The sequence below is a fragment of the Sulfitobacter sp. S190 genome, from assembly GCF_025141935.1.
In the GTDB taxonomy this organism is placed as follows: domain Bacteria; phylum Pseudomonadota; class Alphaproteobacteria; order Rhodobacterales; family Rhodobacteraceae; genus Sulfitobacter.
In genome coordinates, this window is record NZ_CP081120.1 from 771,934 (window position 1) to 783,136 (window position 11,203).

Below are 11,203 nucleotides of genomic sequence, written 5' to 3' on the forward strand. Positions count from 1 at the left end.
AGCGCCATTGCGGCGGGGATGCCAGTGGCGCTAGGAAGAGGCATGATGTCGGATCGGGATATGGCCGCGAAGGTGGCGCAGGTGCAGGCATTGCTGCACGAGAAGTTCGGTGTAAAGGCCTGTACGCTGGCCAAGGCCGTGCGCCGGACGGGCCGCCGGGTGCCGCGAGGCATGCGGGCGCGGATGCGCCGGTTGGTGGCGGCCGATACGCTGGCGCGCAATCCCAAGCTGGCGCGCCAGATCGATCCGGCCGAAGTGGCACGTGATTTCGAAGCGGTCACCGCCCATTTGCGGGCGATTGACGTGGCCGACCGGCGTCGGGGGTGGTGGTTGTCGCTGGCCGGATCGCTGGCGGGCAATCTGCTGATCGTGGCGGCGCTGTTCATCGGCTATCTGTGGTGGCGCGGCCACGTATGAGCGCGCGCACCGACGCCCGCCACGCCGATCTGCGTGCCCGTCTGGCCGAGGCCGCGGAGCGCCGCATTGCGCAGGCGGGTCTGGGCGCCATGAAGGCGCGGGCGCTGGCGGCGGAGGTCGGCTGTGCGCTGGGGGCGATTTACACGGTATACGATGATCTGGACGCGCTGGTGCTGGCGGTCAATGCCCGCACCTTCCGGCGATTGGGCGCACATGTGACGCAGGCGCTGGACACGGGCGCGCCGCGCTGCGCGACAGAGCAGATGGTGACGCTGGCGCGGGGATACTACAGTTTTGCACGGGACAATCCGCGGCTGTGGCAGGCGCTGTTTGATGTGGCGCTGACCGACGAGAGCGCCGTGCCGCAGTGGTATCTGGCCGAACTGGGCGCGCTATTCGCGTTGATTGATGCGCCGCTGGCCCGCGCGCGGCCCGAGTTGCCCGCGCAGGATCGCGCGCTGTTGACGCGCGCGCTTTATGCCTCGGTGCACGGGATCGTGTTGCTGGGGGTGCAGCGCCGGATTTCGGCGGTGCCGGAGCCGCAAATCGACCGGATGCTGGAAATGGTGGTGCGCGGCGTGGCGGCGGGCTGAGCGCCCTGCGCGGGGCGCAATACGCCGCCCGCGCGGGGCGGCGCGGGCGGCGTGACGGCCTCGGCAGAGGGGCTGTATCAGAGGTTGGGGTAGATCGGGAAGCGGGCGCACATCGCTTCGACTTCGCCCTTCACCTTGGCTTCGACGGCGGCGTTGCCCTCTTCGCCATTGGCGGCCAGACCATCGACCACTTCGATGATCCAATCGGCGATCTGGCGGAATTCGTCCGTTCCGAACCCGCGGGTGGTGCCGGCGGGCGATCCCAGACGGATGCCGGAGGTGACCATCGGCTTTTCGGGGTCAAACGGCACGCCGTTCTTGTTGCAGGTGATATGCGCGCGGCCCAGTGCCTTTTCTGTGGCGTTGCCCTTTACGCCCTTGGGGCGCAGATCGACCAGCAGCACGTGGGTATCGGTGCCGTGTGTGACCGTGTCGAGCCCGCCCTTGATCAGCTGGTCCGACAGGGCCTGCGCATTGGCGATGACCTGCTGGATGTAGCTTTTGAATTCGGGCTGGAGCGCTTCGCCGAAGGCCACGGCCTTGGCCGCGATCACGTGCATCAGCGGGCCGCCCTGAATGCCGGGGAAGATGGCGGAGTTGAACTTTTTCGCCAGCGCTTCGTCATTGGTCAGGATCATGCCGCCGCGCGGGCCGCGCAGGGTTTTATGCGTCGTCGTGGTGGCGACATGCACGTGGGGGAAGGGATTGGGGTATTCGCCCGCCGCAATGAGGCCCGCGAAATGCGCCACGTCCGCCAGCAGGTAGGCGCCCACGCTGTCGGCGATTTCGCGCATCTTGGCAAAATCGATGGTGCGCGGGATGGCCGAGCCGCCCGCGATGATCATCTTGGGCTGGTGTTCGGTGGCGAGGCGCTGCACTTCGTCGTAGTCTAGCAGGTTGTCCTGACGGCGCACGCCGTACTGGATGGCGTTGAACCATTTGCCCGACTGGTTCGGCTTGGCGCCGTGGGTCAGGTGGCCGCCCGCGTCGAGGCTCATGCCCAGAATGGTGTCGCCGGGTTGCAAGAGCGCCTGCATCACGCCCTGGTTGGCCTGGCTGCCGGAGTTGGGCTGTACGTTGGCAAAGCCGCAGTCAAAGAGCTTGCATGCCCGTTCGATTGCCAGTTCCTCGGCGATGTCGACGTATTGGCAGCCGCCGTAGTAGCGCCGTCCGGGATAGCCTTCGGCGTATTTGTTGGTCATCACGCCGCCTTGGGCTTCCATCACCGCGGCAGAGACGATGTTTTCGGACGCGATCAGTTCGATCTCGGTGCGTTGGCGTTGCAGTTCCTTGTCGGTGGCGTCTGCGATCGCGGGATCGGTTTCCGCGAGGGTGCGGGTGAAAAAGTCGGATGTCTTGTTGTCCAGCATGGGGCGGGCTCCTTGGATCTGCGTCGGGTGCATTTGACGGTTTCCTATCGGAAACCTGCCCCGGAATGAAGGGCGTAAAGCGACAGTGCGACGAATAGATGCGCCACCGGTGCAGTGCATCCCCAAATTTGGCCGTCTTGCCGATTTGGGGGGCGATGCTGGTGCCGCACGGAATAATGTGTTTGTTTCAGTGGAAGACTTGCGCGCATCGGAAACATCATGCCCCAGAAGATTGCCTTTATGGCCAGCGATACCCCCGTGGCCCAGACCGCACGGGCGGCCCTGATCGGGCGCTACGGCGATGCCGATCCGCAGGAGGCGGACGTGATCGTGGCGCTGGGCGGGGACGGGTTCATGTTGCAGGTGCTTCACGACACGCAGGATTTGCCCGCGCCGGTATACGGGATGAACCGCGGCACCATCGGATTTTTGATGAACACCTATTCGGACGGCGATTTGCCCGACCGTCTGGCCGCCGCAGAGGAGGCCGTGATCAACCCGCTGTCGATGACGGCCACCCATGTGGACGGGCGGATTTCCAATGCGCTGGCGCTGAACGAAGTGGCGCTTTTGCGCGCGGGGCCGCAGGCGGCCAAGTTGCAGATCACCGTGGACGGCCGGTTGCGGATGCAGGAGCTGGTCTGCGACGGCGCGCTGGTGGCGACCCCGGCGGGGTCGACCGCCTATAACTATTCGGCGCATGGTCCGATCCTGCCGATCGGGGCGGATGTGCTGGCCTTGACGGCGATGGCCGCGTTTCGCCCGCGCCGGTGGCGGGGGGCGTTGCTGCCCAAGACGGCGGTGGTGCGCTTTGACGTGCTGGAGGCCGAAAAGCGCCCGGTGATGGCCGATGCCGACGGCACCAGCTACCGCGATGTGGCGCGGGTGGAGATACGCTCGGAGCCGAGCGTGTCGCACAAGATCCTGTTCGATCCCGGCCACGGGCTGGAAGAGCGGCTGATTTCGGAGCAGTTCAATTAGGCCGCGGCGCACCCCGACCGGCAGCCGTCAGCCCCGCGGTGCGAGGTATTTCCACGCGATGTCGGTGGCGCGTTGCGCGTCAAGGATCGGCGGCAGCACGGTCAGCACGTCGCCCGCCCCGTCCATCAGGTAGATCAGCGATCCGTGGCTGTAGATGGGCCCGTATTCGGGATCGTCATAGACCATTTCGTGATCGACGTTGAACGCTTCGTAGGAGGCGGCCAGCGCGGCGGGATCACCGGTAAGTCCGACAAAATCGGGATGCAGATGCGCCAGTGGTGCGCCCATGTTGTCGACCGTGTCACGGGCGGGATCGACGGTGATCATCACCGGGCTGACCGGCACGCCCTTGGCCGCAAGCGCATCCGTCACATCGGCCATCAGCGGCATGGCGGCGGTGCAGATGCCCGGACAGTTCGCGTAGCCGAAAAACACCAGCTGCGCGTGGCCGTCGGGGTCGGCGTGGGTGCGGGTCTGGCCGTGCTGGTCGGTCAGCGCATAGGCCCCGCCCACGTCAAAGGGCAGGGGGCTGTCGGCCAGTGCGGGCCCCGCCAGCGCAAGCGCCAGAAGCGCGGCCCTGCGCATCAGAACCAGTCCGCGATGAATTCGGCGTCGGTTTCCAGCCCAAGCCCGAGATAGCCGTCTTTGGCGATCATTTCGAGGATGCGCGGATCACGGCGGAACCATGGGCCCTTGCCTTCGGCGTCGGGATGATTGGCGGCCCAGTTCTTGGTCCATTGGTTGGCGCGGACCCAGTCGGCATCGCCCGATTTGATCCGTTGCACCAGATAGACGTTGGTGGCGCCCAGATCGGGGTCTTCGATCATTAACCCGTCCACTTCGACGGTCTGCGTGCAATAGGGCAGCAGATCGACCGCCGCGCCCGAAAACGCGGGCTGGCCGTTTTTCAGCGGCAGGATCAGCGTGTCGTCGGCGCTGCGCAGCAGGCCCAGTTGCCTCAGACCGCCGCCGCAATCCTCGGGGCAGTCGTCTGCCAGATGGCACAAAAGATCGACCACCTGCGCCTCGAAGCGGGCGGGCACTTCGGCGTAGAGGTTCCATGTCTTGGCTTCGGAGTTTTCGGAGAAATCTTGTGCCAGCACGGGCGCGCAGGACAGGGCGAGGGCGGCCAGACCGCCAAGCAGTTTTTGCAATCCCATCATTTCGGCTCCGGTATGGCGAAGCCGGGGATGACCCCGTAATCTTCGTGGGTCTGGTTGATGATCTCGTCGGAGGCCTCGACACGGCCGACCACGATATATTTGATCCCGTCGCGCTCGTAGAGCATGCCGTCGGCGGTCACGTTGTAGCTGGCCAGTGACAAGAGCGTGTCGCCGCCCGCGGCCTGATCGTCCTCGTCGACCTTGAGCACGGTATAGACGTCACCGTCCTCGCCCAGAATGCCGACTGGAATGCCGCCCGCGCTGCACCACAGCGCACAGGTATGGTGGGCGGTGCCCACGACCGCGTCGGGGCCGCCCATGACGCCGGAATAGTAGCACCATGTGTCGATGATTTCGCCGGTGACCTGCACCCGCGTGCCTTCGGCGGCATGGCTGGCAAGAGGCGCTGCAATAAGCGCTGCGGCCAGCAAGAGAGGATGGCGTGACATGTATGACCTCTTGTTATGTGTAAATGCGGACAGGTTAGTGTCTAGTTTACCTTACACACAAGAAATGATTTTGCAAAAGCGGGAACTGGCCGCTCACAAGTGCGTTAATCCACCAGAGAGGCGCAGGAATGCTGCGCGTGATGATTGAAACGCAAGGAAAAAGGAGACCCGACATGAATTGGGACCAAATCCAAGGCAACTGGAAGCAGTTTAAAGGCAACGTCCAACAGCAGTGGGGCGAATTGACCGACGATGATCTGGACAAGGCCGAAGGCAACCGCGAGGAGCTGGAAGGCCGCATTCAGGAGCGTTACGGCAAGACCAAGGAAGAGGCCAAAGAAGAGGTCGACGAATTCCTGGCCAAGCACTGAGCTTTGCCAACCCTAGCGAAAAGCCCCGCCAATCGGCGGGGCTTTTTGCGTTTCAGCCTTTGGCGTAGCCGATGGTCTGCAGCGCCGTGCGGATTTCGTCGAGTATCGCCGGATCGTCGATGGTGGCGGGCAGTTTGAAGTCCTGATTGTCGGCGATTTTCACCATCGTGGCGCGCAGGATCTTGCCCGAGCGTGTCTTGGGCAGGCGGTCCACCACGAGCGCCAGTTTGAAGGCCGCGACCGGCCCGATCTGGTCACGCACGCGCTTGACGCATTCGGCGGTGATCTCGGCGTGCGGGCGGTTCACACCCTTGGTCAGGCAGACAAACCCCATCGGCGCCTGACCCTTGAGCGCGTCGCTGACCCCGATCACCGCACATTCGGCCACGTCGGGGTGGCCTGCGAGCACTTCTTCCATAGCACCCGTAGACAGCCGGTGGCCCGCCACGTTGATCACGTCATCGGTGCGCGCCATGATGTAGAGATAGCCGTCTTCGTCCATCATGCCCGCATCGCCCGTCTCATAATAGCCGGGGAAGGTGGTCAGGTAGCTTTTGCGGAAGCGGTCTTCGGCGTTCCACAGGTTGGGCAGGGTGCCCGGTGGCAGCGGCAGTTTGATCGCGATGGCCCCCAGTTCGCCGCGCGGCACGGGATTGCCGCCTTCGTCGAGGATTTGCACGTCGTAGCCGGGCATCGGCACGGTGGGCGAGCCAATCTTGACCGGCAGCGCTTCGCGCCCTGCGGGGTTGCCCGCGATGGTCCAGCCGGTTTCGGTTTGCCACCAATGGTCGTAGACCGGTTTGCCCAGCACCTTTTGCGCCCATTCGATGGTGTCGGGGTCGGCCCGTTCACCGGCAAGATAGAGCGCGCGCAGGCCCGACAGGTCGTATTTCGCGACGTATTCGCCCTTGGGGTCCTCGCGTTTGACGGCGCGGATGGCGGTGGGTGCGGTGAAAAAGCTGCGGACGTTGTGTTCGGAGATTACCCGCCAGAAGGTGCCCGCATCGGGGGTGCCGACGGGTTTGCCCTCGAACACCACGGTGGTGTTGCCGTGGATGAGCGGGCCGTAGGCGATGTAGCTGTGGCCGACGACCCAACCCACGTCGGAGGCGGCCCAGAAGACATCGCCGGGATCGACATCGTAGATGTTTTTCATCGTCCAGTTCAGCGCCACCAGATGGCCCGCGGTGTGCCGCACGACGCCTTTGGGCGCCCCCGTGGTGCCGGAGGTATAGAGGATGTAGGCGGGGTGGTTGCCCGCGACGGCCACGCAATCGGCGGGCGGGTTGGCCGCCATGGCCGCGTGCCATTCCACATCGCGGCCCTCGGTCAGGGTGCAGGGGTGTTGCGGCCGCTGCAGGATGATGCAGCTGTCGGGTTTGTGCTCGGCCATGTCGATGGCACCGTCGAGCAGTGGTTTGTATTCGACCGTGCGTCCGGGCTCCAGCCCGCAGGAGGCCGCGATCACGAGCTTGGGTTTGCAATCGTCGATGCGCACGGCCAGTTCATTCGCCGCAAATCCGCCAAAGACCACCGAGTGCACCGCGCCGATACGGGCGCAGGCCAGCATCGCCTCGATCGCTTCGGGGACCATGGGCATATAGATGATGACGCGGTCACCGGCGGTTACGCCCTGTCCCGCGATCGCCCCGGCCAGCCGCGACACGCGGGTCTGCAGTTCGGCGAAGGTGATCGTTTCCTTGGTATCGGTGATGGGGCTGTCGTAGATGATCGCGGCCTGTTCGGCGCGCCCCTGTTCGACATGGCGGTCGACGGCGTTGTAGCAGGCGTTCACCTTGGCGTCGGCGTACCATTCATAAAGATCGCCGCCCCGGTCGAAGAGCGCCTTTTGCGGCGCCTCGATCCAGTCGATGGCGTTTGCCTGCTCCAGCCAGAACCCTTCGGGATCATCCTGAGCGGCCTTGTAAACGTCTGCGTACCCCATGGTCCAATCCTCCCCTTTGCGGTGTTGGTACGCGCACCGGCGGTGCGCGGGCAAGCCCAATGCGGCGCAACGGGGGCCAAACTGTAAAGGATTTTGCAAATTCGTCCTTCTGTAAAGCGCGGGCTTTGCAAACCCTGCGGCGCTTTGCAAACAGGCTTTGCGCGGGGGCGGGATTTGCAAAGCCGGGGCATGTTTCAGCCCGCTCACCAAGCTGCGCCAATGCGTGATTGGCAAACGCGCCTGACGCGCCGTAAATAGGACCCAGAGCGCCCCGAGGAGCCCGCCCGATGTCCGACCCTGTTTTGATCACCCTGGTTCTTGGCCTGTCGGCCGTGCTGGGCATCGCGTTGCAGATCGGGTCCACCTGCGCGGTGCTGGCCACGCAGCATCTGGTGGTGCGCCGCCGCCCCGAGCGGTTCCTGAGCTTTTTCGAATGTGCCTGCTGGGCGGTGCTGACGCTGTGGGTGTTCGGGGCCTATCCGATCCTGCGCCCGGACTGGTCGGCGTGGTCCTATGTGCTGGCCGGTGGGGCGCTGTTCGGGGCGGGGGCCTGGATCAACAATGCCTGCGCCTTCGGGACGGTGTCGCAGCTGGGCGCGGGGCATCCCGAGTACCTGTTGACGCCGCTGGGATCGTTGATCGGCGCGCGCATCGTGCTGGACGGGATGGCCGACATGAGCGGTCCGATGCTGATCGAGGTGGACAGCCGCATGCCCGCGCCTGTCGCCGCGGTTCTGCTGGTCGGATTTCTGACGGTGCGGGCGATTGTCGGGCGGCACAGGTTGCGCGCCTACATGCGTCTGGCGCTGGGCATGATGGTGGTGGGGGTGTGCTTTACGCTGCTGGGGTATTTGCACCAGCCGTTTCCGTGGACCAACCTCGTGGCGTTCCACGATACCGCGACCGTGTTGTCGGTGGGGGCGGTGCTGGTGATGCTGGGTGCGGCGGCGGGTACGGCGGCGCTGACCCAGCGGCGGTGGCGGGTGCACCGCCCCGAGGGACGTGCAGCACTGCGCTGTCTGCTGGGCGGTGCCGCGATGGGAGCGGGCGCGATGCTTGTGCCGGGCGGCAACGATTCCATGTTGCTTTACGGGATGCCGTCGGGGGCCGCGCAGGCCTTTGGGGCCTACGTGGCGATGTGTCTGACCATTGCGGTGCTTGTGGCGCTGCGGGCGGCGGCCACGCCTAAGACGGTCTAGAGCCCGAAGCTGCGCTGGCGGGCTTGCACCACGGCGCTTTCGCAATCAAGGATATCGGCCGGATTGCAGCTGACGAATTGCGCGCCGACACTGACGCTGCGCACGGAATAGGTGCTGCCATCGCTGCGCTCGAAGGTGCGGACGACCGAATTGTAGGTGCGCCCGTCGAGGGTGATGGGTTCTCTGGTTTCGGCCACGGTGTTGGCGCAGCCTGCGATGGCCAGCACCGTTACGGTAAGGGGAATGCGGAACATGAATTAATCCTCGTCGAAATGCGGTGCCCCATAAGATGGGCCGCGCCGTCCGTTTGCAAAGATCGCCCGCATCACTTTGCGGCGAGCCCGCACCGATCAGCCGTAATGTGCCACCGGTGTGCCCGCAATCGCCGCCATATTGAGCAAACCCCGCGCCGTGATCGAGGAGGACACCACATGCGCGCGGTTACCCATGCCCATCAGGATCGGCCCCACTTCGAGCCCGCCGCCCTTCATCTTGAGAATGTTGCGCACGCCCGAGGCCGCGTCGGCGTGGGCGAAGATCAGCACGTTGGCGGGCCCTTCCATGCGGTTGCCGGGAAACAGCCGGTTGCGCAACTCGGGGTCGAGTGCGGTGTCGATGTTCATCTCCCCTTCGTAGCAGAAATCGTGATTGCCCGCGTCGAGGATCTGGATCGCGCGGCGCAGGCGGCTGCCGGAGCCTTCGCCCTGATTGCCGAATTGCGATTGCGAGCACAGCGCGATGTTGGGCACGATGCCGAAGCGCGCCACGTGCCGTGCCGCCCCGATGGCGATATCGGCCAGTTGTTCGGGGGTGGGGTGCTGGTGCACCTGCGTGTCGGCGATGAAAAGCGGCCCGTCCTCGAGGATCATCATCGACAGCGAGCCGTCCGCGCAGCGCCCCTCGCGGCCCAGCACCTGTTCGACGTAGTTCAGGTGCCAGCGGGTTTCACCGAAGGTGCCGCAGATCAGGCTGTCGGCTTCGCCGCGGTGGACCATCACCGCGCCGATGGCGGTGGTGTTGGTGCGCATGACCGCGCGGGCGATGTCGGGCGACACGCCGCGGCGGGCCAGCAGGTTGTGGTAGGTTTCCCAGTAGTCGCGGTAGCGCGGATCGTTCTCGGGGTTCACCAGATCCACCTGATCGCCCAGTCTGATCGTCAGCCCCGCCCGCGCGATGCGTTTTTCGATCACTTCGGGGCGGCCGATGAGGATGGGCCGTTCGGTGGTTTCCTCGACCATCGCCTGGGCTGCACGCAGCACGCGTTCGTCTTCGCCTTCGGCAAAGACGATGCGGCGGGGCGTGGCGCGGGCTGCCTCAAAAACCGGCCGCATCAGCAGCGCCGATTTGAAGACCGAACCGTCGAGCTTTTGGCGGTACACATCGAGATTTTCGATGGGCCGTGTCGCCACGCCGGTTTCCATCGCGGCCTGTGCGACCGCCGAGGACACCACCCCGATGAGCCGCGGGTCGAAGGGTTTGGGGATCAGGTAGTCCGGCCCGAACGTCAGCTGTTCGCCCTGATAGGCGGCGGCCGCTTCGGCGGAGGTGGTGGCCCGTGCCAGTGCCGCGATCCCTTCGATGCAGGCGATCTGCATCTCGTCGTTGATGGTCGTCGCGCCCACATCCAGCGCGCCGCGGAAGATGAAGGGAAAGCACAGCACGTTATTGACCTGATTGGGGAAATCGGACCGGCCCGTGGCGATGATCGCGTCGGGGGCCACCTTGCGGGCCTCTTCGGGCATGATTTCCGGCGTCGGGTTGGCCAGTGCGAAGATGATCGGTGCGGGCGCCATTTTACCCACCATGTCCGGCGTCAGCACGCCCGGCCCCGACAGCCCCAGAAACAGGTCCGCGCCCGGGATCACATCGTCCAGCGTGCGCAGATCGGTCTTTTGCGCAAATTCCGATTTGATCGGGTTCATGTCGACCTCGCGGCCCTCGTAGACCAGCCCGTTGATGTCGCACAGCCAGACGTTTTCGCGCCGCACCCCCAGTTTGAGCAGCATGTTCAGGCACGCGATGCCCGCCGCACCGCCCCCGGTCGAGACGATCTTGATGTCCTCGAAGCGTTTGGCGGCCACGCGCAGTGCATTGGTGACGGCCGCGCCGACAACGATGGCGGTGCCGTGCTGGTCGTCGTGGAACACGGGGATGTTCATCCGCTCGCGGCAGATCCGTTCGACGGTAAAGCAGTCGGGTGCCTTGATGTCCTCGAGGTTGATCGCCCCGAAGGACGGCTCCAGCGCGCAGACGATATCGGCCAGCTTTTCGGGGTCGCTCTGGTCCACCTCGATATCGAAGCAGTCGATGCCCGCGAATTTCTTGAACAGGACGGCCTTGCCCTCCATCACCGGTTTGGAGGCCAGTGCGCCGATGTTGCCCAGCCCCAGCACGGCGGAGCCGTTGGTGACCACCGCGACCAGATTGCCGCGCGATGTATAGCGGGCGGCGGTGGCGGGATCTGCCTTGATCTCGAGACAGGCCTCGGCGACGCCGGGGCTGTAGGCGCGGGCCAGATCACGCCCGTTGGCGAGCGGTTTGGTGGCGCGCACCTCGAGTTTGCCGGGTTTGGGGAATTCGTGATAATCGAGCGCCGCCTGGCGGATGGTACGGGTATCGTCCATGAAATAGGCCTCTGAACTGGGATAGTTCAGCGTTAAACCAGTTTACGTCGGGTTCCAACCTTTGCGGTGGGTGGTTGCGCAAACGGCGGGC

At 64.9% G+C, this 11,203-nt stretch carries 12 protein-coding genes; 5 read left to right on the top strand and 7 right to left on the bottom strand.

Annotation, left to right across the window (positions count from 1 at the left end; genetic code table 11):
• Positions 1-42 precede the first annotated feature (42 nt).
• Both K3756_RS04080 and K3756_RS04085 read left to right on the top strand, forming a co-directional pair.
• Positions 43-417: a hypothetical protein gene (locus tag K3756_RS04080; RefSeq protein ID WP_259991169.1), complete on the top strand. Its 375-nt coding sequence runs from the start codon at positions 43-45 to the stop codon at positions 415-417.
• Entirely contained in the window at positions 414-1,010 is a 597-nt protein-coding gene (locus K3756_RS04085) for a TetR/AcrR family transcriptional regulator (RefSeq protein WP_259991171.1), read from the top strand. Before K3756_RS04080 ends, K3756_RS04085 begins: the two co-directional genes overlap by 4 nt.
• 77 nt (positions 1,011-1,087) lie before the next feature.
• Here the strand turns inward: K3756_RS04085 and glyA are convergent, their stop codons facing one another.
• Complete coding sequence (glyA, locus tag K3756_RS04090) at positions 1,088-2,380, bottom strand: serine hydroxymethyltransferase (RefSeq protein ID WP_259991174.1); 1,293 nt, start codon at positions 2,378-2,380, stop codon at positions 1,088-1,090.
• Between the two features lie 219 nt (positions 2,381-2,599).
• On the opposite strand from glyA, the gene K3756_RS04095 reads away from it, so the two are divergent.
• Positions 2,600-3,361 (top strand): NAD kinase, encoded by a 762-nt coding sequence (locus K3756_RS04095; RefSeq protein ID WP_259991176.1) that lies wholly within the window; start codon positions 2,600-2,602, stop codon positions 3,359-3,361.
• Positions 3,362-3,388: 27 nt separating this feature from the next.
• Here the strand turns inward: K3756_RS04095 and K3756_RS04100 are convergent, their stop codons facing one another.
• From K3756_RS04100 to K3756_RS04110, 3 genes are read right to left on the bottom strand one after another with little or no spacing between them, the layout of a single operon-like run.
• On the bottom strand, positions 3,389-3,946 hold the full coding sequence (locus K3756_RS04100; protein ID WP_259991178.1) for an SCO family protein: 558 nt from the start codon (positions 3,944-3,946) through the stop codon (positions 3,389-3,391).
• Complete coding sequence (locus K3756_RS04105) at positions 3,946-4,524, bottom strand: hypothetical protein (protein ID WP_259991179.1); 579 nt, start codon at positions 4,522-4,524, stop codon at positions 3,946-3,948. The genes K3756_RS04100 and K3756_RS04105 overlap by 1 nt, the downstream gene beginning before the upstream one ends.
• Positions 4,521-4,973, bottom strand: coding sequence for a hypothetical protein (locus K3756_RS04110; protein WP_259991180.1), 453 nt, complete (start codon positions 4,971-4,973; stop codon positions 4,521-4,523). Before K3756_RS04110 ends, K3756_RS04105 begins: the two co-directional genes overlap by 4 nt.
• A gap of 173 nt (positions 4,974-5,146) precedes the next feature.
• Here K3756_RS04110 and K3756_RS04115 point away from each other — a divergent pair, with 173 nt between their 5' ends.
• Entirely contained in the window at positions 5,147-5,344 is a 198-nt protein-coding gene (locus tag K3756_RS04115; RefSeq protein WP_259991182.1) for a CsbD family protein, read from the top strand.
• Positions 5,345-5,396: 52 nt separating this feature from the next.
• On the opposite strand, the gene K3756_RS04120 is transcribed toward K3756_RS04115, so the two are convergent.
• Positions 5,397-7,289 carry a propionyl-CoA synthetase gene (locus K3756_RS04120; protein WP_259991184.1) on the bottom strand — a complete coding sequence of 631 codons (1,893 nt, stop codon included), beginning with the start codon at positions 7,287-7,289 and terminating at the stop codon, positions 5,397-5,399.
• Positions 7,290-7,576: 287 nt separating this feature from the next.
• On the opposite strand from K3756_RS04120, the gene K3756_RS04125 reads away from it, so the two are divergent.
• Positions 7,577-8,488: a YeeE/YedE thiosulfate transporter family protein gene (locus tag K3756_RS04125; protein WP_259991185.1), complete on the top strand. Its 912-nt coding sequence runs from the start codon at positions 7,577-7,579 to the stop codon at positions 8,486-8,488.
• Here K3756_RS04125 and K3756_RS04130 read toward each other — a convergent pair.
• Positions 8,485-8,742 (bottom strand): hypothetical protein, encoded by a 258-nt coding sequence (locus K3756_RS04130; protein WP_259991186.1) that lies wholly within the window; start codon positions 8,740-8,742, stop codon positions 8,485-8,487. The genes K3756_RS04125 and K3756_RS04130 overlap by 4 nt on opposite strands.
• A gap of 96 nt (positions 8,743-8,838) precedes the next feature.
• Positions 8,839-11,112, bottom strand: a complete 2,274-nt coding sequence (locus K3756_RS04135; protein ID WP_259991188.1) for an NADP-dependent malic enzyme — start codon at positions 11,110-11,112, stop codon at positions 8,839-8,841.
• Positions 11,113-11,203: the final 91 nt, after the last annotated feature.